At 42.8% G+C, this 20,453-nt stretch carries 21 protein-coding genes and 1 other RNA gene; 12 read left to right on the top strand and 10 right to left on the bottom strand.

The genetic code is table 11. The features are described from left to right. The first annotated feature begins 9 nt into the window (after positions 1-9). From rnr to ssrA, 3 genes are all read left to right on the top strand, one after another. Positions 10-2,322, top strand: coding sequence for a ribonuclease R (rnr, locus tag RBH91_RS18840; protein WP_307892526.1), 2,313 nt, complete (start codon positions 10-12; stop codon positions 2,320-2,322). Positions 2,323-2,438: 116 nt separating this feature from the next. After that, positions 2,439-2,912 carry an SsrA-binding protein SmpB gene (smpB, locus tag RBH91_RS18835; protein ID WP_307892525.1) on the top strand — a complete coding sequence of 158 codons (474 nt, stop codon included), beginning with the start codon at positions 2,439-2,441 and terminating at the stop codon, positions 2,910-2,912. 114 nt (positions 2,913-3,026) lie between these two features. Next, positions 3,027-3,385: a transfer-messenger RNA gene (gene ssrA / locus RBH91_RS18830) on the top strand. Positions 3,386-3,731: 346 nt separating this feature from the next. Here ssrA and RBH91_RS18825 read toward each other — a convergent pair. Continuing rightward, on the bottom strand, positions 3,732-3,914 hold the full coding sequence (locus RBH91_RS18825; protein ID WP_307892524.1) for a YjzC family protein: 183 nt from the start codon (positions 3,912-3,914) through the stop codon (positions 3,732-3,734). 126 nt (positions 3,915-4,040) lie between these two features. Here RBH91_RS18825 and RBH91_RS18820 point away from each other — a divergent pair, with 126 nt between their 5' ends. Beyond that, entirely contained in the window at positions 4,041-4,196 is a 156-nt protein-coding gene (locus RBH91_RS18820) for a hypothetical protein (protein WP_307892523.1), read from the top strand. A 1,180-nt stretch (positions 4,197-5,376) separates the two neighbouring features. Here the strand turns inward: RBH91_RS18820 and RBH91_RS18815 are convergent. After that, on the bottom strand, positions 5,377-5,694 hold the full coding sequence (locus tag RBH91_RS18815) for a hypothetical protein (RefSeq protein WP_307892522.1): 318 nt from the start codon (positions 5,692-5,694) through the stop codon (positions 5,377-5,379). A gap of 24 nt (positions 5,695-5,718) precedes the next feature. Then, positions 5,719-7,476 carry a T7SS effector LXG polymorphic toxin gene (locus RBH91_RS18810; RefSeq protein ID WP_307892521.1) on the bottom strand — a complete coding sequence of 586 codons (1,758 nt, stop codon included), beginning with the start codon at positions 7,474-7,476 and terminating at the stop codon, positions 5,719-5,721. A 410-nt stretch (positions 7,477-7,886) separates the two neighbouring features. Between RBH91_RS18810 and RBH91_RS18805 the strand changes: the two genes are divergently transcribed. Then, positions 7,887-8,105 carry a helix-turn-helix transcriptional regulator gene (locus RBH91_RS18805; RefSeq protein WP_307892520.1) on the top strand — a complete coding sequence of 73 codons (219 nt, stop codon included), beginning with the start codon at positions 7,887-7,889 and terminating at the stop codon, positions 8,103-8,105. After that, complete coding sequence (locus RBH91_RS18800; RefSeq protein WP_307892519.1) at positions 8,092-8,529, top strand: hypothetical protein; 438 nt, start codon at positions 8,092-8,094, stop codon at positions 8,527-8,529. Before RBH91_RS18805 ends, RBH91_RS18800 begins: the two co-directional genes overlap by 14 nt. A 367-nt stretch (positions 8,530-8,896) precedes the next feature. Here the strand turns inward: RBH91_RS18800 and RBH91_RS18795 are convergent, their stop codons facing one another. The 5 genes from RBH91_RS18795 to RBH91_RS18775 form a co-directional block, all read right to left on the bottom strand. Further along, the gene (locus tag RBH91_RS18795; protein WP_307892518.1) at positions 8,897-10,342 is read right to left on the bottom strand and encodes an alpha/beta hydrolase family protein; all 1,446 of its coding nucleotides are present in this window, start codon (positions 10,340-10,342) and stop codon (positions 8,897-8,899) included. Positions 10,343-10,651: 309 nt separating this feature from the next. After that, positions 10,652-11,137, bottom strand: coding sequence for a DUF6022 family protein (locus tag RBH91_RS18790; protein WP_307892517.1), 486 nt, complete (start codon positions 11,135-11,137; stop codon positions 10,652-10,654). 120 nt (positions 11,138-11,257) lie between these two features. Continuing rightward, positions 11,258-11,656 carry a YrvL family regulatory protein gene (locus tag RBH91_RS18785; RefSeq protein ID WP_307892516.1) on the bottom strand — a complete coding sequence of 133 codons (399 nt, stop codon included), beginning with the start codon at positions 11,654-11,656 and terminating at the stop codon, positions 11,258-11,260. Positions 11,657-11,734: 78 nt separating this feature from the next. Next, complete coding sequence (locus RBH91_RS18780) at positions 11,735-12,889, bottom strand: oxalate decarboxylase family bicupin (protein WP_307892515.1); 1,155 nt, start codon at positions 12,887-12,889, stop codon at positions 11,735-11,737. Between the two features lie 95 nt (positions 12,890-12,984). Then, positions 12,985-13,134, bottom strand: a complete 150-nt coding sequence (locus RBH91_RS18775) for a YvrJ family protein (protein ID WP_076760832.1) — start codon at positions 13,132-13,134, stop codon at positions 12,985-12,987. A 157-nt stretch (positions 13,135-13,291) separates the two neighbouring features. On the opposite strand from RBH91_RS18775, the gene RBH91_RS18770 reads away from it, so the two are divergent. The 3 genes from RBH91_RS18770 to trhO all read left to right on the top strand — a co-directional run bounded on the left by RBH91_RS18770 (position 13,292) and on the right by trhO (position 15,233). After that, the gene (locus RBH91_RS18770; RefSeq protein ID WP_307892514.1) at positions 13,292-13,855 is read left to right on the top strand and encodes a sigma-70 family RNA polymerase sigma factor; all 564 of its coding nucleotides are present in this window, start codon (positions 13,292-13,294) and stop codon (positions 13,853-13,855) included. 2 nt (positions 13,856-13,857) lie between these two features. Next, positions 13,858-14,064, top strand: a complete 207-nt coding sequence (gene rsoA / locus RBH91_RS18765; RefSeq protein WP_076760830.1) for a sigma-O factor regulator RsoA — start codon at positions 13,858-13,860, stop codon at positions 14,062-14,064. A 200-nt stretch (positions 14,065-14,264) separates the two neighbouring features. Next, entirely contained in the window at positions 14,265-15,233 is a 969-nt protein-coding gene (gene trhO / locus RBH91_RS18760) for an oxygen-dependent tRNA uridine(34) hydroxylase TrhO (RefSeq protein WP_076760829.1), read from the top strand. A gap of 27 nt (positions 15,234-15,260) precedes the next feature. Here trhO and RBH91_RS18755 read toward each other — a convergent pair whose 3' ends face one another. Then, the gene (locus tag RBH91_RS18755) at positions 15,261-16,136 is read right to left on the bottom strand and encodes a vanadium-dependent haloperoxidase (RefSeq protein ID WP_307892513.1); all 876 of its coding nucleotides are present in this window, start codon (positions 16,134-16,136) and stop codon (positions 15,261-15,263) included. Between the two features lie 167 nt (positions 16,137-16,303). On the opposite strand from RBH91_RS18755, the gene RBH91_RS18750 reads away from it, so the two are divergent. Continuing rightward, positions 16,304-16,939, top strand: a complete 636-nt coding sequence (locus RBH91_RS18750; protein WP_076760827.1) for an FMN-dependent NADH-azoreductase — start codon at positions 16,304-16,306, stop codon at positions 16,937-16,939. 227 nt (positions 16,940-17,166) lie between these two features. On the opposite strand, the gene RBH91_RS18745 is transcribed toward RBH91_RS18750, so the two are convergent. Then, entirely contained in the window at positions 17,167-18,213 is a 1,047-nt protein-coding gene (locus RBH91_RS18745) for an oxidoreductase (protein WP_307892512.1), read from the bottom strand. Positions 18,214-18,409: 196 nt separating this feature from the next. Between RBH91_RS18745 and RBH91_RS18740 the strand changes: the two genes are divergently transcribed. Both RBH91_RS18740 and RBH91_RS18735 read left to right on the top strand, forming a co-directional pair. Beyond that, positions 18,410-19,579, top strand: coding sequence for a macrolide family glycosyltransferase (locus tag RBH91_RS18740; RefSeq protein ID WP_307892511.1), 1,170 nt, complete (start codon positions 18,410-18,412; stop codon positions 19,577-19,579). Between the two features lie 156 nt (positions 19,580-19,735). After that, positions 19,736-20,032 (top strand): hypothetical protein, encoded by a 297-nt coding sequence (locus RBH91_RS18735; protein ID WP_307892510.1) that lies wholly within the window; start codon positions 19,736-19,738, stop codon positions 20,030-20,032. Positions 20,033-20,453: the final 421 nt, after the last annotated feature.

Raw genomic sequence — 20,453 nt, 5'->3', positions numbered from 1 at the left:
GTCTGGTTAGTGGAAAAAGAAGAATTTATGGATAAGCTTCTTTCTTTTATGAAGGAAGAAGCGTATAAGCCTCTTACAGTTCAAGAACTGGAAGAGATGCTTCAAATTACGGATTCAGATGAATACAAAGAGCTTGTCAAGGCTTTGGTGAGCCTTGAAGATAAAGGACTTGTCGTCAGAACGAGAAGCAACCGGTACGGATTGCCGGAAAAGATGAATTTAATTAAAGGAAAGGTGTCGGCGCACGCCAAAGGGTTCGCGTTTCTTCTGCCTGAAGATTCCGCGCTTGACGATGTCTTCATTCCGCCGTCTGAGCTGGGCACGGCGATGAACGGTGATACTGTCCTCGTCCGCCTGAACACAGAGACAGGCGGTACAAGAAAAGAAGGATCTGTCATCCGCATCATTGAACGGAACATCCAGAAAATTGTCGGAACGTATACGGAGACGAAAAACTTCGGCTTTGTCATTCCCGATGATAAAAAAATAACAAACGACATCTTTATCCCGAAACACGCCAAAAACGGCGCTGTCGAGGGCCATAAAGTCGTCGTCCGTTTGACAAGCTATCCTGAAGGGCGGATGAGTGCGGAAGGGGAAGTCGTTGAAATTCTCGGCCATAAAAATGACCCGGGCATTGACATCCTCTCGATCATCCATAAACACGGCCTGCCCGGAGAATTTCCGGAAGAGGCGATGGAACAGGCTGTCGCCACACCGGACACAATCGATGAGAAAGATTTCAGGGGCAGACGGGATTTGCGTAATCAAACGATTGTCACGATTGACGGCGCAGATGCCAAAGATTTGGACGATGCTGTTACTGTCACAAAGCTGAAGAACGGGCATTATAAGCTTGGTGTTCACATTGCCGATGTGAGCCACTATGTAACAGAAGGGTCTCCGATTGATAAGGAAGCATTCGAAAGGGGAACGAGCGTCTATTTGGTCGACCGCGTCATCCCGATGATTCCGCACAGACTGTCCAACGGGATCTGCTCGTTAAATCCGAAAGTTGACCGCCTGACGATGTCTTGCGAGATGATGATCAACAGCCAAGGTCAGGTTGTCGAGCATGAAATTTTCCAAAGCGTCATTAAAACGACTGAGCGGATGACCTATTCAGACGTCAACAAAATCCTTGTCGAAGATGATGAAGAGCTGAAGCAAAAGTATGAAGCGCTTGTCCCGATGTTTCAAGATATGGAGGAGCTTGCCGCCATATTACGCGAAAAGCGGATGAGCCGCGGAGCAGTCGATTTTGACTTTAAGGAAGCCAAGGTCCTTGTCGATGAGGAAGGCACAGCTAAAGATGTTGTCCTTAGAGAACGGTCGACAGCGGAAAAGCTGATTGAAGAATTTATGCTAGTGGCCAATGAAACGGTCGCCGAGCACTTTCATTGGATGAACGTTCCGTTTATTTACCGGATTCACGAAGATCCGAACCAGGAAAAATTGCAGAGGTTCTTGGAGTTTGTCGCCACATTTGGCTATGTTGTCAAAGGGACGGCGGGAAGCATCCACCCGAAAGCGCTGCAGAGCGTGCTTGATGAAGTGAGGGACCGTCCGGAGGAAGCTGTCATTTCAACGGTGATGCTCAGATCGATGAAACAGGCGAAATATGATCCGCAAAGCCTCGGACATTTCGGTTTGTCGACTGAATTTTACACGCATTTCACGTCGCCGATTCGCCGCTACCCTGACTTAATTGTCCACAGGCTGATCAGGACCTATTTGATTAATGGCAAGACAGATGAAGCGACAAGAGAGAAATGGGCGGAGAATCTGCCGGATATCGCCGAGCATACTTCGAATCGGGAACGCACTGCCGTAGACGCTGAGCGGGAAACAGACGACTTGAAAAAAACGGAATATATGATGGATAAGATCGGCGAAGAATTTGACGGTATGATCAGCTCTGTGACGAACTTCGGTATGTTTGTAGAACTTCCGAATACGATCGAAGGACTTGTCCATGTCAGCTTTATGACGGATGATTTCTACCGCTATGATGAACAGCATTACGCCATGATCGGCGAGAGAACGGGCAACGTCTACCGGATCGGCGATGAGATCACGGTCCGCGTCGTTGATGTCAATAAAGATGAGCGGAACATCGACTTTGAAATAGTCGGAATGAAAGGATCGCGCCGCAGACCGAAACTTGAAGCCAAGCAGAAAAAAGATTCCAAAAAGGATTCGGAAAAGGCTCCATCTGCTGCTGACAAAGGGGAATGGTTCACCCGGCCGAAAAAGAAAAAAGTAAAGAAAAAACGCGGTTTTCAAAATGCACCGAAGCAGAAGCGGAAAAAGAAAAAATAAGCGGCACACTTCATAAAAAAGGCGGCGAAATTGTAAGACAGCCGTTCATTTGGTAGAATAATACGTATTCGCCGCCTTTTCGTAAGGAAAGAGTTCAGGCGGGAGGAGGTTGCCGTATGCCAAAGGGAGAAGGGAAGGTTGTTTCCCAAAATAAAAAAGCAAACCACGATTATTTTATAGAAGAAACATATGAAACAGGCATTGTGCTTCAAGGAACCGAAATCAAATCCATCCGCGCCGGACGCGTCAATTTAAAGGACGCATTCGCCAAAATTGAGCGTGGAGAATTGTTCCTCCACAATATGCACATCAGTCCGTATGAACAAGGAAACCGGTACAACCATGACCCTTTGCGGACGAGAAAGCTGTTGATGCACCGCAAGCAGATCAACAAGCTGATCGGTCTGACAAAAGAGCAGGGATATTCGCTCGTACCGATCAAGCTTTATTTGAAAAACGGTTTTGCCAAAGTGCTTCTCGGCCTTGGAAAAGGGAAGAAGAAGTTTGATAAGCGGGAAGACTTGAAGCGCAAAGATGCCAAACGCGAAATTGAAAGAGCGTTTCGCGACCGGCAAAAAGGCTTGATCTAACGCGGTCACCCATGTTATTCTATATAAACGTGATCACAGACATTACCATTTGAATTGATGCGTGATCTTGTTATAATAATCATGTAGCCAGTTTTTCCGACTTCCTTTTAATAAGGGGACGTTACGGATTCGACAGGGATGGATCGAGCTTGAGTTGCGAGCCGAGAGGCGATCTCGTAAAAACGCACCTAAATATAACTGGCAAATCTAATAACCAGAACTTAGCACTAGCTGCCTAATTAGCGCAGCGAGCTCTTGCCCGCATCGCCTATGTGCCGGTTAAGAGCCCATAACGAAGTAGGCTACGCTTGCGCTCCCGTCTGAGGGCGCAGGAAGAGATTCATCAGACTAGCTCTCTGAGGGCCCGCCCGCAGGCACGAAGATGAGCGAAACCAAATTTGCAGGGCTACGCTCGTAGACGCTGAAGCAATCGACGTTTCTGGACGTGGGTTCGACTCCCACCGTCTCCACCATACATATTGATGGTGGTTTTTTTGTTTTTTGTAAATTTTATTTTTTGATTTTGTTTGAGGCTGTGGAATAAGAATAAGGCGAGTTCGACGGTATAATCGGGGGCAGGATACTCAAATTAAGGCGATGAAGAATGTAGCCAGATGGGAGGAACATTCTGAACTGGATCGCGCTAGTCTTGTGGCTTTGGTATCGGGAGAATTGTAAGCAGTATGTATTCTGGACATGCCATCTACAATGCTTGGCTTCCTCCCGGAGTATGTGTAAGGCGCAAATTTAATAAACGTTTAGCGTAAGGAGTGAGTAAAAAAAGATATCAGCTATATAAGCCTGATATCACATAATTAATTATTTCTTTTTATGTTTTGTTCTATCAACCAACCTATAACTTTCATTTGGGTTTTGAGTAGGAGGTAACGGTTTTCCTTTTACAGAAGTAATTTCTCTGTTTCTTGTACCTCCCCGTGGCCCCACAACTTCGTATTGTCCTGAAGCAGGTGATTTATCGCCTGGTCGAAGTTTATCTGACATATAGATACCCCCTTTAATATTGATTTTAAAATAAAGTAAACATTAAGACCTAGAAATTCGTTCGACAAATTTTGCAAAATGTTTACTTGCTTATTTTTATGCCGATAAGCACATTGGTGATAGATTTTGAATGAGAAGTTAGCAAAAGAAAAAAGTGTAATGAATTATTTGAAAAAAATAGAGAGAGAAGGGGGATTCGGAAATTCTTTAAAGGGTCAAAATGAATTTAAGAAAAAATTAAAAGAAAAGAAGATCATACAAAATCAGATTTATTGTTATTAAAAGAACGGTATGATATTGAAATAGAGACAAATAAGGATACCAGTTTTTTTTATAATTTTATTATTACAGTTCTAATTACAGCTCTGACATTATTGTGTACTTTAATGGTTTGCTATTCCACTGTTAGTACACAAGTACTGAATTCAGCAATAAACACTAAAGTAAATACAACAATTGCTGACGAAAAATTTAAAAAAATGAGCTCTGAGGATCAAAATGAGCTATTAACAGGAATTTATTCTCCAATAAAAAGAGAGTTGAATGATTTATTATTAGGAAGTTTTTTTTCATTTATAGCTTTGGGGATTTTTATTCTTCTTATAGGTATAATCGTTTTAATGTATCTATACACAAGGATAATCAAAAAACAAGGTATTATCATATGTTGATCATGGAGTGTATTTCTGATATTGAGGTTAAGGAAAAAGAACTTAAACATAGACGGCAATATAAAAGAAAGAAAAGACATTAAGCATTGTTTTTGTTCGACAAATTTCGCAACAAGTAGACTGCTGTTATTTACCTCCGATATAGTAATATGGAGGTAAGGCGGAATTATAAGAAATTTTTATAACGACATAGTTTTCTTCTTTATTACTAGGGGGTGTTATCCTGTATTCAGGCCTAGTTAAAGAATTTTTTTTGATTCTGAAACTATTATTGCAGGAGTCATTGCATTTATTGGGGCTATTTTTGGAGAATCAATAACTTACTTAGGTGTCAGATTACAACTCAGTCATAGAGATAAAGAGAGGTCTTGATGAGATTCATAGATTATTTGAAATCATTTCAAGTTATAAAATTTTAATTGGGGAAAATATGAAAACTATACTAGGCACTAGTTTATCTAGTGACTTTTTATGTTCTCTGTAAAATGGGTTCAGTGAATCGACGATTGGCAGCACAGAGGGAGCCCGGTTTAGAAAGAATATGTAGGGGAGGGTAAACCTAAAAATAAATAACCATCTACAAAAGTAGATGGTCGGTTCTTGATTGTCTAATTTATCCTTGTCTTGTTTTTATACTGCTTTACTCTCCGCTAAAATTTAATCTAGAGAATCATCAAAAAGAAGTAGCAAAAATGGCCCTCTGCTAAAAGGGCCTTTAATAAAAGTAACAGTTTTTAAATGAATTTTTTGTTGCTTTTTCTTGTGGACCGTGTTTCCAACAGATCATAAATTCAAAGTAACTCTACTCCAACTTGCATAGAGAATTTAACTCTTATTCTCTCTTCCTCTTCAATGCAAATAATCATAGCATTTTCAACTTTTTTTATACTAGTAACACCTTTAAAATCACCTGAAAATACTATGAAATCATTATAGGTCATGCTTAGGCTACATGTTTGCTGATAAACATCCATAGTTAAAATCAACTTGAAATTTTGATTATCTTTATACGTATATATTAATTCGCCAGCATCTAATTCATCTGCTATACTTACCGGCTCACTCTCAAAAAGTTCTAATAAATCATATTCATCGTATTTTATAAACATTTAACTAACCCCTTAAACGAATTATTATTTTGGTATTACTGTAATAACGTCTCCATTTTCATTTGAAACCACTTTGACATCTTTTGTTTCATGAATAAATGTGCCTTTTTTATTTCCAGGCATCTTTTTCGAATTCTTTATCGCGTCTTCAATGACAGACGGTGGAATATTTCTTGGATCGATATATTTTTTTACAAAATTATTGTACTCTTTTGTTTGTGGCTTAAATCCTTTCTCTTTGGCTTTTTTTATTGCTCTACTAGTCAAGGTTGCTCTAACTTCAGGAGTATCAGGTGCCATTCTTTCCAAAGCGTGTTGGGAATATTTTCTCCCAGCAATTTTTCCTCCGCCTTCGCTTAGAGTCCAACCTTTCTTTCCGAATTCAATTGCACTCTCTATCTTTTTACCATTACTTTTACCTTTTTCTACCTTCGCAACTTTCTTTGCCGATTCCTCACCTTTAAATAACTTGAATCCTTTTTTACCGTATTTCAGTAACCTTCCAACAGGTGTTAAAGAAATTCCGTCTGCGACACGCTCGATTCCGGAGACCTTTTCATCTGTGTCAGGATCTCTGCCCGTTAAGACTCGAATCGCATCATTACCGCCCGATAGTTCTTTTCCGGCAAAGTCAGCTATATCATTTACTGGTTCTAAAGAAGTTCCTTCAAAATCGCGCTTAACATTTCCTTGGCTTCTGCTGTCTGGAATACGATGAACGACTTCCATTTCCACTTTTTCGTTTACGATGTACTCTCTGACGATCTGGCCATTTTCATACACATGGTAGCGGCCGCCGATATATTTAATATCTGCCGGATTTTGAACCACTTCATCCGCGACATCAACTGTTTTGACCTTTTTCCATCCCTTAACATTATACAGTTTACCACCAATCACCCGAATATCTCCATAAACCTTCGGATGTTTGGCAGCTTCTTCTTGTAATACATTCAAATCAAAATCGTTCGCATGAATTGCTTGATTGATTTCTTTTTCATTCTCATCTCTAAACACTGTATCCACATGGGATCGTTCATTTTTATTGAGCTTTTTAAGCATCAACTCCATTGGAGACGGCTCGGCATTTTCCAACTCTTCATTAAAACCACTGACCGGACCATTGATGTTTGTATTCTCATCCGGTTTTAAAATCGATCCTTTTTCATAGTTCATAATCTCGATTCTTGGACCTGACGTATACATTTTTTCGAGTCTTATAATGTATTGTTGCATCGTCTCAAGGTCTTGTTCAGCGGTTTTGAGAGCGTTAGTCTGCTCCCTGTCAAACGTATGGAGCTTTTCAATTGTCTGATTGATTTCTTTTAGTGCTTTTCGATTCTGTTCATGAAAATCGTTGTCATTCAAATCCGGCAAATCGACAATATGGCTGACTTTAGCGATTGTGGCGTTGGCTTTGGACACCAAATGTTTCGTTGTTCGATCAGCAGTATTTAAACCTTGTTCCAGCTCATGTTCGAGAAAGGTTTGCGAAATAAATCCATTGTGATTCGGTTCCAAGGAATTCAGTGCACTTTTCATTTTCTTTAGCGCGGAACTGTATTCCTCAATGAAAGATTCAAAGAACTTCAAGAATGGGGTGTGACATTCTTCATAAAAGTTACGAATCGCATCGCCGCCTTTTCCTTTTAAAGCGTCATCAAGAGATGTGATGCGGTCAACGCTTTTTTTGACTTTGGCGATTTCGTCTGATTGTTGTTTTAATTGTTCCAGCGTTTGATCAATTGCATTGTGCAACGCCTGAACATCCAGAGTCTTCATGACATTCTCCTCATAATACTAAAGTGACAGATCAGTAAAGAGTTTACCACTTTACGGAAGGGAATTGGTGAATAAATCCTGTCAATCCATGAAAATGAATCTTTAGATTTAGGTTATTATTCCTAATCAATATCATTTACATTTAATAACTGAGGGGAAGGGGATAGAATGAGTTCAAACGGTTTCAGCTGATGCGCGGCTGTCTGCTATCGTGTAGAAAACGTTCCGGTATATATGTGATATTTCATCATTATAAATCGGATAATCGTGTGGAACTTCATGACCTAATGAAGTATAAATTTACATCGAGATATTTTAAATGCTACCTGAGAATTCGCATTCGTTATGTAATATATATATTGAATAATGTAATTTATATGTTACAATTAAATTAAGGAGGAATCATATAGGTGAAGAATAAAGTGAAGTTAGCTCGTGTTCAAGTAGACTTAACACAGCAACAATTAGCGGAAAAAGTGGGTGTCACTCGGCAAACGATTAGCTTGATTGAGAAAGGTAAGTATAACCCCACGCTAAAATTGTGCTTAGAGATATGTTATGCAGTGAATAAGTCGTTGGATGAAATATTTTGGATGAGCAAGGAGGAGCAGTTACATGAAGAAGATTAAAGATGAACGATTGCAAATACAACATTTGAAAAATATACGGATTGCCTTTATTGTTCAAACGGTAGGGATATTTGCAATTTTACTTTATGAGATGCTAACAGAAGGGGTTATGGAAGCTACAGACAACCCATTATGGTTATTATTTATTCTTACTATGGTTGTTTTAGGTTGGCTGAATCTCAAAATTTCTGTTGATGAGTATGATAATGCAAAAGAACAGAAAAGGCCGGGCGGCTATTACAGAGTTGTTATCCTTTCTGCCTTGATTGGCACTATTCTGGCACTTTTGGCAAAGTTCGGTCCGGATAGTAGTAGTAACAGTGAAGCCTTCATTATAGGAAGTGTGGTCTTTGTTTGTTTTCTCATCCCTTTCTCTTTTGTTTACTCTATTATTAAAAAACGATCAGAGGATAATGACATATAATATTAACTTTTCCAGCTTTTCAAGCATCATCTCCATATTGGTGAATAAACCCTGATCATCCATGAAAAAGAATCATTTGCAATAGGCTGTTTTTCCTGTTTGATATTCATGCAAGGGAAGGAGTGATGGCTGAAAGCAAAGGAGAAACTTGAATCACTCTAAAAAAAGCGAAAGCCGCCGCGGACTGATGAGTGTGGTTTTTGTCAGTTAAAGAAATGCAGTATCACGTCTCGAGAAAAGTCCCCGTTCGGTCACTTAGCTGCATTTTTGTTCAGAAAGTCATTGCATGAGGTATTTCTAATGACGTTATAAATATTAGCAGAGGGCACCACTTTCACTGGCGGCACCCATCCCGTGATTTTCAGTTTTATTCCTTCGGAAACTTCACCTCGGGATAAGCCGGATTCGGCTTGCTGATCAAATCGTCGCCGGTTCCTTTTAAATGCTTGTTGAAAAAATCCACAACATACTGGTTCACGATGTCTGCGCCTCGTTCGCCATCGATTTTCCCCGTCATGCCGATCTGCTGCAAAAGCTTTGAATAAAGCTGAAAGTCTGTGAAATTGTAATGAGCCGCTCCTTTGATGTAAACCATTGAAGCTTGATCGATGATCTTGTATTCCTTTTTTCTTTCCTCAATCATGTTGTTAAACTCTTCTTTCGTTAGACCTGAATTTTTGATTTCTTCATCAGAAATGTTGCCGCTCATCGCCTTGTCCCTTATTTTTAGAAAGTCGCTAGATTCCATAAACAGAAACGGCTTTGAAATCGCTTGTTTGCCGTCTACATCATATAGTGAACCATCCATATTGATGCCGGCTTTGATTTTTTGATTCGTATATGCGGCATTAAAAGCAGTCGCACCGCCAAATGAATGCCCCATCATACCGATGTTGTTCATATCGAGTTTCCCCTTAAAGTCGCCGTCATTCAGTTTTTCTAATTGATTGATGACAAAGCCGGCATCCTGCGTCCAGATGTTCCCCAGCTTACGGCTATTTTCGGAAACACCGTTCATATATTGTTCAGTTGTTAAGCCTGTCACCCGTCCGTCGGGAAAAGCCGTTGCCATCGTGCTGTACGTATGATCGATCGCCACCGCGATAAATCCGTGGCTTGCCAGATTCTCGGCCTGAGAAGCATGCAGCAGCCGGCTTGTTCCGAAACCGTGGCTGATCACGACGACCGGATAACGGTCTTCGGTTGGCGAAATCTCGGCGTTTTCGTATGAGTTGGTTTTGATATAACGCCAATAGTCCAAAGCAAATGCCGGAAGATTGAATTCAGCGGCGAATGCCCCGATATACCGATGAAATGTGTTTTGATCATCAGGGAAGAGGGGCGACTGCTTCTGATCATTCGTATGTTGTGCGGGGTACCACACCTGAACCATCAGTTCTCTTTTATCGTGCGGATCTTTCGTCAGCGTTTCTTCTCTGTCCCGGTCGACCAAATGAAACGTTTTCGTCCCGACCGAATAGGCGCCGTCAGGCTTCGGTAAATCAAAAACAGGAAGGTATACAGACAGGAAGGCGGAGATCGCCAGCATGGCGAATGTGAGAACATATAAACCATATTTCAGCGGCTTCCACATCCTGATCTGAAGCCTTTTTCCAAAGATTGCTGTAAAAGCGAGGGCGGCGGAAATCAAATAGACAAAAAACATTTGCCATCTGTACCCTTCAAAAAAGAGCTGTCCGGCCAACACGCCCATGCTTGCAAATCCAATCGCCGCCGCGAGCTTTCTCGGCATTTTTTGCTGAAACAGCATGATAAAAGACAGTAGAGTTAATAATATTTCAAATGTCCTCATGATTTTCTCCCTTATGGATGATTTTGGTCTTATACATAACGAATCGGCGGGGCGGTTGGTTGCAACATATAATGTAGTGTAATAAAAAAACCGCTGGATGACCCAGCGGCTGCAGCTTATGCCTCTCATTTGATTAATTTTTTTACACCGATTGTTAAGAACAAAACGGCAGTAAACGACATCAGGAAGTTGAGGATGAAAGCCGAGGCAAGCCATTCTTTGTTCAAGATCGTGAGCAAAACCTGGCCGGTGAATGTGACTACAAAAACCATTGCAGCTAATCTGGACTTCCTTCTTTAAGCGCTGGTATTATGTCTCCTTTATCTGTTTCACTGCGGCAACAATCCGGTCTCTCGCCGTTTCTTCCAACGTGTAAATCTGCGGGGCAAGAGGTACGTCAAATCCGGCATGGGAGTGGAAGAAATCAAAGAGCAGTGTGCCGATCGGCTTTTGCTGCTGATCACCGATGACCGCCCAAAACACCCTTGAGCGGCAGTTTTCAGCTCCCCATTTTTCCATGGAGTGTCTAAAATTCAAACCTTTTCCGATGAAAAAATCGCCTTTTCTCGGATCTTGAATCGTTATGAAGCCGGATTGTTCAAGGCTTTCAAATACCGGCGGCAGCAGTTTATCCAAGTAAAGGCCATAAGTCGCATCCTCCATTTCGGGAAACGCTTTTAAAAACGCTTCCTGATGATCGTCGAGCGTTTTTTTCCAATGAGCGGTCACATAGCTTTGCATCTGTTCGCCGATTTCTTTGATGGTCATTTCCTGTCTGAAATTCACTTTTTTCATTAGAGAAAACCTCCTTTTCACTTTGTACATCCAGTTTATAACATTCATGCAAATGATAAAGTTGGCAAACATGTTTCATTGAAATAAAAGGGAGACATCCGCAAAACTTTATAACATGATTTAGCTGATTGTATTGAACTTCTGCAGCTGCGGATAAAGCCATTTATCGACTGCGAAAAACGAAACGGCAATCAGGACTTCAGCCGAAGTCGTCAGTAAAATATCCTCCAATAATTCATCCGCGGCAAAGACGACTGTCCATAAAAATAGAATCGTGGTCATCTCGGCGGCAAAAAAAGCGGCCCATTTATTGAGGCTGATCAATTTGAGGCGAGATATAATCAGCTTTTCGGCCGGCTCAATCAAGAAAGACAGACCGACATACAGCATCGTAAAAAGAAGCAGCGATCCGGCCGACTGATAAAACGCGCCCGGCAGGTGAAATAAGATCGAGATGCCGAGAAAATGGGCAATAAAAACGAAAATGACCGATAAACAGAATACAGCGAATGGTTTCATGGTGCTGACAGCTCCTCTCATGATATGTATGCAAAAGCGGAAGGCCTGCAGAAATATGCTTTCTGCAAGCCTGGATGGCTATTTTTCTTCAAATTTAACGACCGGGTGCTTCACTTTGCAAAGCGTTTGCATAAATTCATCGCCCACATCAAGGTGTTCGCGGACAAGCTCATCGGGAACGAGCGCAAGCCATTGATTTAAAGACACATCTGCATAATGATCATCTTTGAAAATTTCAAGGAATCGCAGCGGTGTATCGCCTGTATTTTGGACATAGTGCCCCATCGCAAACGGTGCATAGCCGACATCGCCCGCCTGGTAATCAAATGTCCGCGCATGTCCGTCAGCCGCGAAGACCGTCATTTTCGCCTCTCCTGAAATGTAGTACTGCCACTCGTCTGTATTCGGATGCCAGTGCAGTTCCCTCATCCCGCCGGGTTCCACTTCCACCAAGGCAGCAGCAATTGTTTTCGAAGCTTTAAAGTTCGTGGAATCGGCAATCCATACTTTGCCGCCGTTTGAAACAATCGGCTCCTGTTCAAGCAATTTGTAGCTGAAAGATTCCGGAACCGTTCCGTTCGGGCTGTCGACTTTGTCTTTCTCAAGCAGTCCGGGAATTGTTTTTTGGAAAATATATTTTTCTTTTGAAGGAAGAGATGCAATGACTTCTTCTGATATGCCGAAGTTTCCAGCAATAACATCATCAGGCGTATGTGCCAGCCAATCCGTCACCTGGAAGGTGCTGTTTTCAGAGAAAGATCCGTTGTCAAAGACGAGTATAAATTCACAGCCGTCTTCGAGTCCTTGGAGCGAATGCGGAATTCCTGACGGAAAATACCATAAATCGCCTGCCTTCACATCCTCAATAAAATTTCTGCCGTCTTGATCGACAGCTGTAATCCGTGCCGATCCATAGATCACATAAGCCCATTCGGCTTCCTTATGCCAGTGCAGCTCTCTGATGGCGCCAGGCTTCAGCCTCATATTGACTGATGCAAGTTTATCTGAAATCGGCAGTTCGCGAACCGTTACTTCCCGGGCATATCCGCCGTTTTCCAGGCGGTTGTGGACATCGGAAAATGAAAACTTCATGTTTGATACGGTTCCGTGATCTGTTTCAGGCGGAGCGAGCATGTCCGGATTTTGGCGATCGCGCTCAATATTGTGTGGAATTTTCGTTTTCGCTCCTTTTTCTCCTCTGATCGGCTCTGGAATTTGTTTGCTTTTTTCCATTGTGAATATCCCCTCTTTCTTCAGAATGAAAGGAGTGCTGAAAGGCCTTTCGTTTTCCCCTTCTGTCATGTTAAGTGAAAGAACGTGGGCGGATGTCAATCAACCGAGCCGTTTTTTTCTTTCATTAAGTCGATCAGTTCATCAATTTTCTTTTCAAACCGGGTCAAAAGGTAAAGAGACAAGACAGCCGGAAAGCCGATATTGCCGATTTGCTTTGCGGCTTCTTCAATGAATGCTGAGTCCATCTAAACCACCTCCTATGTTAATAAGTGACAAAAGTAAGAAAAATGTAAGCAAAGAACTATTTTCTTTAAAATAGAACTTATGTTTGCATGTTAATAAAAGAAATGAGTTTACTTTTTTTTCATTTCTTTCATTTAAATAAATAGGAGGCGGTTTTTTATGATTGATCAAGCTTTGCTGCGTTCGAAAATGAAGGAGATCACAGAGCATCCGCTTGTGAAGCATTTTTTAAGCGATCCCCGGTGTGAGCGGCTTTTTCGTCATGTCATGGAGCATCCGGATTCAGAGGAGGCAGAATTTCTTGATCTTGAGTTTAAGCAATTTTACAAAGATATCCGGATTATTAAATATGTCAACTCAATGATCCGGATATTTTCTGTCGATTTTGATAAAAGAGTAAGAAAAAACCGGCAGCGCTTTCCGCTGATCGTTGACGGGAATTCAAATATCACAGAGCCTCCTCGCGGGGATGCATTTGACGATTATTTAAACCGGGAGGAAGATTTAAGCAAGCATCTTCAGGATCAAAGTGTTTATGATGCGTTTTTGCAATTGACGCGTAAACAAAGGGAAGTGCTGACGCAAATCTACCTTCATGGCGCTTCCATGCAGGAAATAGCTGACTCTTTAGGCGAATCGAGACAAAATATTTCCAAAATTCACAAAAAGGCAATAGAAAAAATCAGAAATATGCTGAATTCTAAAGGGGAAGGGGAAAGATAAAATTGAACCTGCACAATGAAGATATTGAGAAACTGCTGGAAAGCTTTACACCGATGATCAAGAACAAATTAAGAAACACATCCTATCAAGAAAGGGATGACCTTGAACAAGAGCTGAAAATGAAAATTTGTGAAAAAGCGGACATGCTCCTATGTCAAGATGTCCCGGGGTTTTGGGAATTTATCACAAATCTATTAGAAAACCTTTAATACAAAGCTGGTTTGCTTGCATAAAATCATGATAAGTGATAGAATTTTTAACATTTGATTGATGGAATATCCAAGCGGCTGTATTGAAATGATGACAAGGTTTTGTTTGAATATGACTGAGGGTTTTTATAATATAAATGGTTTATAATTCCATAATTTAATTCGCATAAAGAAAGTGACAGATAGGTGGTTAGGATAACATGAAAAATCAATACAGAGTATTGTTGTACTATAAATATGTTCATATCGACAATTCTGAACAGTTTGCACAAGATCATCTTCAATTCTGCAAAGACTTAGGATTGAAGGGGCGCATCCTTGTGGCAAGTGAAGGAATAAACGGGACTGTATCCGGAACGGTGGAACAGACGGAGCAATATATGAACGAAATGAAAAACGATCCCCGTTTTGAGGATATGGTGTTTAAAATAGATGAGGCGGAACAGCACGCATTCAAAAAAATGCATGTCCGTCATCGTGATGAGATTGTAACGCTTCGTCTTGAAGATGATGTTGACCCGAATGAACTAACGGGAAACTATCTCGAACCAAAAGAATTCTATGAAGCCATGCGGAGTGAAGACACGATTGTCGTGGATGCCCGGAATGACTACGAGTATGATTTGGGCCATTTTCGCGGAGCGGTCAGACCTGATATTAAAGCTTTCCGCGATTTGCCTGAATGGATCCGCAGCAACAAAGAAAAGCTTGAAGGAAAGAAAATTTTGACATACTGTACAGGCGGAATCCGCTGTGAGAAATTTTCCGGCTGGCTGAAAAAAGAAGGCTTTGAAGATGTTTCCCAGCTTCACGGCGGGATCGTTACCTATGGAAAAGATCCTGAAGTACAAGGTGAACTTTGGGACGGTCAGTGCTATGTCTTTGATGAAAGAATCAGCGTTCCTGTCAATCAAAAAGAGCACGTCATTGTCGGCAGGGATTATTTCACAGATGAACCGTGTGAACGGTATGTCAACTGTGCCAATCCGGAATGCAACAAGCAAATTTTGTGCTCGGAAGAAAATGAACACCGCTATTTGCGCGGCTGTACTCATGAATGCCGGATTCATCCGCGAAATCTGTATGTACAAGAGCACGGCCTGTCTGAAGAAGACGTTCGGCTGAGACTTGAAAAATTGAATGAAGAAGAAAACGCAACAAAGGGATAAAAGAGCTCATCTTTTATCCCTTCTTTTTTATCTTGCGGACGGATCCTCTCTCGGATCAAGCAATGAACTGCACTCGCGTCCCCTTGGAAACGGAATCACTTGTCTGTAAGGCGGCGGAGGAAGGTCCGCCTGGCGATCTGCTAATTCCGGTATGTCTATTCTGACCATGTCTGAATCACGCTGGTTTTTCAGTTCGTTGACGATGATGCGGCCGATTTGCCTTCCCAGTCTGAGGCCTCCTTCACCATTTACATTGTAATGAACACCGCCGTACACTCTTGACATCGCGTTTTCCTCAGCAAGCCCTCTCAATCTCACCGCTTCAGTCGGGAAATAATAGCTTAAAACGACTTCCGCACAGCCGGAAATACCGGCGTGGCCTGAAGGGTATGCGGGAAATTTGGGCGTGCAAATGATGGTGCGGAGCTTTTGATCAAGCTGATTCGGCCGCGGAATTTCCCAGCGGTATTTGAAGTACCAGACGACAACAAATGTATCGTTGATGGCAGCCTGGACGTTCGCGAGCAATCTGGCTGCTCTTGCAGGCGTTAAATCGTACGTATCAATCAGACGGTCAATGATTGGCGTCCATTGCTTCGTCGCAGGACCCGACCCCCAGTATTCGGCCATCGTAATTTGTTCAGGAGTGAGGTTTTTTAAGATTTGCCTCACATTTTCGAGCTCTTCACCTTCAAAGTCGATTGTATCAGGGTGACGGATGTCAAAAGCGATGGGACATCCGTCAGGATCCAGGAAATCGCCGAATTGATCCCTTTTTAAGAAAAAGGTCGGCCATGAACCTGCTGTCGAATCGATTGGCTGGGGAACCCGTTTTTCTCCTGCATAAGCTAATTCAGACCATAGGCGCGGCAAATTTTTATACTCGTTTTTGTTTTTTAGCATTTTGATACTTCCTTTTAATGTGAAATAAGAATGATATATTTTATACGAAAAAAATGATTTAGCAATAGACAAATTTAGAAGTGATATCGCCTTTTTTCCGGCTTTCTGAATATTTGTCGGGACGTTTCTCATACTAACAAACAACAAAAGAAAGGCAGGTTGCAGAAATGGTGAAAACTCTTTATATTACAGCACACCCTCATGATGAAAGAGCCTCTTACAGCATGGCGGCGGGAAAAGCATTTATTGATTCTTACAAAGAGGCGCATCGGGATGATGAAGTGATCCATCTCGATCTTTATCGGGAAAACATTCCGCAAATTGATGCAGATGTTTTCAGCGGGTGGGGAAAGCTTCAGTCGGGTTCGGGTTTTGATCAGCTTTCTGAGGATGAAAAAGCCAAGGTCGGCCGTCTGAATGAGCTGAGCGAACAATTTGTCGCAGCAGACAAATATGTATTTGTCACACCGCTATGGAATTTCTCTTTTCCCCCGGTGATGAAAGCCTATTTTGATGCGGTTGCTGTAGCAGGGAAAACGTTTAAATATACGGAGCAAGGTCCGATCGGGCTGTTAACGGACAAAAAAGCGCTGCACATCCAGGCGAGAGGCGGCTACTATTCGGAAGGGCAGGCGGCCGATCTTGAAATGGGCCACCGCTATATCAGCATCATGATGCAGTTTTTCGGGGTTCCATCATTTGAAGGTTTATTTATAGAAGGACATAACGCAGAGCCTGATAAAGCAGAGGAAATCAAAAAAAATGCGATCGCCCGGGCGAAGGAACTGGGGCGGACATTTTAAAAAAACCGCGGAAGTGCTCCGCGGTTTCAGCGTGTCGACAAACCCTCGCATTCGTTGTCAGGTCTGCGCGTCGGTGCTCACGAATTCCAACATTCGCTCCGCTCCGATGCTCGACCTTCCTAGACTGCAAAGGTTTTCAATCACGCTGAAAGGATGACAAAATCCTAAAACTCGTTTTAGGATTTTGTCAACAATCTAAAACCGCGGAAGTGCTCCGCGGTTTTACTTTATCCGTTTATGAAAACGGTCTTTTTCGTTTCGCTGCTTTTTTGTGCGGCTTCGATGATCCGAATGACGGAGAGGCCTTCCTCAGCGGTGACTGGCAGTTTGCCGCCTTCAAGAATGCTTGATGCAATCTCCTTGTAATAGGTTAAGTAAGAGCCTGGCAGTGTCTCCACGGTTTCTTTTTTGACATCATCCCCGTCGATCACGGTTAACTTTCCGTAGAACTCGGCTGTATCTCTTCCCCAAGCATTGCCGCTCGGTTTTTTGCCGGCTCTGAGCGCTTCCTCCTGGCCATCGATGCCGTATTTGATAAAGCTGCCCTTAGATCCGTGAACCTGATAGCGGGGGCCGTTTTCCGGAACGATCGAGCCTGAGTGCAGAATCACTTGGAGTTTATTATAATGCAGCACAACATGGAAATAATCGTCTGTTTCGGCATGTTCCCGTTGAGACGTCACTTGAGCTGTCACACCGTTTGGCATGCCGAATAAATGAAGCGCCTGATCAATCAAGTGTGATCCCAAATCATAGAGCGCACCTGAGCCCGGGCCTTTTTGCTCTCTCCAGCGCTGTCTGACATTCGGCCGGAAGCGATCGTAGGAGGCATGGAACGTGTTTACTTCTCCCAGGCGCCCTTCCTTGATCAGCTGTTTGATTGTCAAAAAGTCGTTGTCCCATCTTCTGTTGTGGTATACGCTGAGGAGGACGCCTTTTTCTTTGGCTGCCGCAATTAATTCTTCTGCTTCTTCAGCCGTTGCCGTCATCGGCTTTTCCAAGACGACATGCTTTCCGGCAAGAAGGCATTCTTTCGCCATTTCAAAATGAAGTCCGCTCGGCGTTGTCACGATCACGAGGTCGATGGCCGGATCACCTGCAATTTCTTCGATTGAACTGACGGCTTCCGACCCCGGCAAGTCTTGCGTGACTTGTTCTTTTTTCGAAGTCATCACTTTTCTTATCTCAAACTCGTTTAAAACCGATAATAAAGGCGCATGAAAAACCGATCCCGACAACCCGTATCCTAACAATCCTGTGCGAATCCTGTCCATTTTCATTCTCCTCTCTTGATTTGGTTGTGATATGTAATGATGCATGTCCCGCATATTCATTTTACCCTGTTTGCCCGGATGAACAAAACCGTTCTGCATGCCTCCTGCTAAATGCCCCTGCACTTTCAGACTTTAGTTGGAAGACAGCAGCCGGTTTTATTTGTAAAATTTTTCATAGAGAAAGGAGTGAAAGAACATGGCAAACGTTTTAATGATCAATGTTCCGGCAGAGGGGCACGTTAATCCGACTCTCGGCATCGCAAAAGCATTTGTGGAAAGAGGAGACAATGTTCACTATATTACAACTGATAAATTCAAAGAAAGGCTTGAAGGTATCGGCGTCAATGTCCATCTGCAGCCTGATTTAATGGGGATGTTGAAAGGTGAAGATTCAGTGCTGAAACTTTTTATTCAGATTGCCCAGGATACTTTGCATATCGTCAAGCAATTGGCAGATCAGATCGAATTTGATTTTGTTTATTATGATACGTTCGGCGCAGGCAAGCTGGTGCGGGATTACTTGGGGGTTCCGGGGATTTCTTCATCAGCCTCATTTTTATTCAATGAAGAATTTATGAAATCCCACGGGCCGATCAAAGCCGCTCAAGGGGACCCGGAAGTTGAAGTTCTAATGAGGGAGATCAAAGAGCAATACGGCGTAGAACCGGAAAGCCCGGTGCAGTTTATGAGAAATGACGCCGAATTGAACATCGTTTGCACGAGCCGCTATTTTCAGCCGGAAAGCGAACTGTTCGGCGATCAATACGTCTTTGTCGGCCCGACCTTCCCGGAGCGGAAAAGTTCGGATAGGTTCCCGTTTGAAGCGCTCGAAGGAGAGCGGGTCCTGTATATTTCGATGGGAACGATTCTTGACAATAAAGAAGCGTTTTTCAATACTTGCATTGACGCATTTTCTGATTTTAAAGGCAAAGTGGTCATTGCCGCCGGAGAAAAAACGGATCATCATCAGCTCAAAAAAGCGCCCGATCACTTTATCATTTCTCCTTATGTCCCCCAATTAGAAGTGCTAAAACAAGCAGATGCTTTTATCACCCACGGCGGGATGAACAGTGTGAACGAAGCGATTCATTTCGAAGTGCCGCTTGTCGTCATTCCCCATGACAAAGACCAGCCCATCGTCGCCAAGCGTTTAGCAGAACTTGGGGCCGGTTATCCATTGGCTGAGGACAAGGTCAGCCCCGAATCATTGAAAGCAGCGGTAAGCGAAGTATTATCAACTGAAAGCTATACCCGAGGCATTCACAAAATAAAAGACAGTTTTCGCGAATCCGGCGGGGCAAAACGAACATTAGAAGCCATCGATCGATTTGTGGAGGAAAAAAAACGTTTGGCCCGATATGTATAGTGTTTAAATGAAAACCGTAAGATCGGCTTGCGGTTTCGATTTGTTTAATATGATAACCAGCCAATTTACGGTTTCTTTCACTGGCTGGCTCGGGGGATTGTAAAAGCGGAGTTGCTTTGGGAGGACTTTAAATGGAGAAGTATTTAAGATCCAGACGTGGAGCCTGTGAACGCTGAAGGGAGCTTGCCGTCAAAGGGTATGCAAACGCAAGCGGGAAAGCCGGATTGGCTGAGGGCGCATGGCCTTTCAGAAAGAAACGATATCTCCTTGAGGAAGGAGCGCGGCGGATACTACAGCCTGTACGGGGAGTTTGGAACGCCTGTGACCCCAGCTGCTGAAGATCAGATTCCGGGCGACCCGCTTGACGCTCCGCGGTGCCGGAAAGGGAATGAGATGAGAAAAGAGCCTGCACCATGCAGCTCGCGTGTATACCCGGCCTCGCCGGTCTGCTGAGATTACGATCCCCTCTGTCCGCCAATAACGGCGAACCGTTGTGATGATCGTTTATTGCCCAACAGGATGGAAAAGCTCGTTTTATCACGTAAACTGTAAGCATATGATGCGGCTGGTGAAGCCGTATCATATGCTTCAGCGTGTCGACAAACCCTCGCATTCGTTGTCAGTCCTGCGCGTCGGTGCTCACGAATTCCAACATTCGCTCCGCTCCAATGCTCGTCTTTCCTAGACTGCAAAGGTTTTCAATCACGCTGAAAGGATGACAAAATCCTAAAACTTTAAACCGTTTTAGGATTTTGTCAACAATCTAAAGCATATGATACGGCTGGTGAAGCCGTATCATATGCTTTTTTGCTGGAAAAATGGGGCTTGAAAAATTAATTGTTAACTGGTAAACTATTTAATAGTTAACCAGTTA

Origin of the sequence: Bacillus swezeyi (assembly GCF_030908325.1) — a bacterium.
GTDB classification, from domain to species: Bacteria; Bacillota; Bacilli; order Bacillales; family Bacillaceae; genus Bacillus; species Bacillus swezeyi.
This window is presented reverse-complemented; position numbering and strand designations above follow the sequence as displayed.

Excerpts from the sequence above, each read along its gene's own strand:
- RBH91_RS18740 (WP_307892511.1), top strand. The coding sequence starts at position 18,410 with ATGGCAAACGTTTTAATGATCAATGTTCCGGCAGAGGGGCACGTTAAT.
- RBH91_RS18825 (WP_307892524.1), bottom strand. The coding sequence starts at position 3,914 with ATGTCAGATAAACTTCGACCAGGCGATAAATCACCTGCTTCAGGACAA.
- RBH91_RS18785 (WP_307892516.1), bottom strand. The coding sequence starts at position 11,656 with ATGAAACCATTCGCTGTATTCTGTTTATCGGTCATTTTCGTTTTTATT.
- RBH91_RS18795 (WP_307892518.1), bottom strand. The coding sequence starts at position 10,342 with ATGAGGACATTTGAAATATTATTAACTCTACTGTCTTTTATCATGCTG.
- RBH91_RS18750 (WP_076760827.1), top strand. The coding sequence starts at position 16,304 with ATGGTGAAAACTCTTTATATTACAGCACACCCTCATGATGAAAGAGCC.
- RBH91_RS18800 (WP_307892519.1), top strand. The coding sequence starts at position 8,092 with ATGAAGAAGATTAAAGATGAACGATTGCAAATACAACATTTGAAAAAT.
- RBH91_RS18745 (WP_307892512.1), bottom strand. The coding sequence starts at position 18,213 with ATGGACAGGATTCGCACAGGATTGTTAGGATACGGGTTGTCGGGATCG.
- trhO (WP_076760829.1), top strand. The coding sequence starts at position 14,265 with ATGAAAAATCAATACAGAGTATTGTTGTACTATAAATATGTTCATATC.
- RBH91_RS18810 (WP_307892521.1), bottom strand. The coding sequence starts at position 7,476 with ATGAAGACTCTGGATGTTCAGGCGTTGCACAATGCAATTGATCAAACG.
- RBH91_RS18775 (WP_076760832.1), bottom strand. The coding sequence starts at position 13,134 with ATGGACTCAGCATTCATTGAAGAAGCCGCAAAGCAAATCGGCAATATC.
- RBH91_RS18770 (WP_307892514.1), top strand. The coding sequence starts at position 13,292 with ATGATTGATCAAGCTTTGCTGCGTTCGAAAATGAAGGAGATCACAGAG.
- RBH91_RS18780 (WP_307892515.1), bottom strand. The coding sequence starts at position 12,889 with ATGGAAAAAAGCAAACAAATTCCAGAGCCGATCAGAGGAGAAAAAGGA.
- RBH91_RS18755 (WP_307892513.1), bottom strand. The coding sequence starts at position 16,136 with ATGCTAAAAAACAAAAACGAGTATAAAAATTTGCCGCGCCTATGGTCT.
- RBH91_RS18790 (WP_307892517.1), bottom strand. The coding sequence starts at position 11,137 with ATGAAAAAAGTGAATTTCAGACAGGAAATGACCATCAAAGAAATCGGC.
- smpB (WP_307892525.1), top strand. The coding sequence starts at position 2,439 with ATGCCAAAGGGAGAAGGGAAGGTTGTTTCCCAAAATAAAAAAGCAAAC.
- RBH91_RS18815 (WP_307892522.1), bottom strand. The coding sequence starts at position 5,694 with ATGTTTATAAAATACGATGAATATGATTTATTAGAACTTTTTGAGAGT.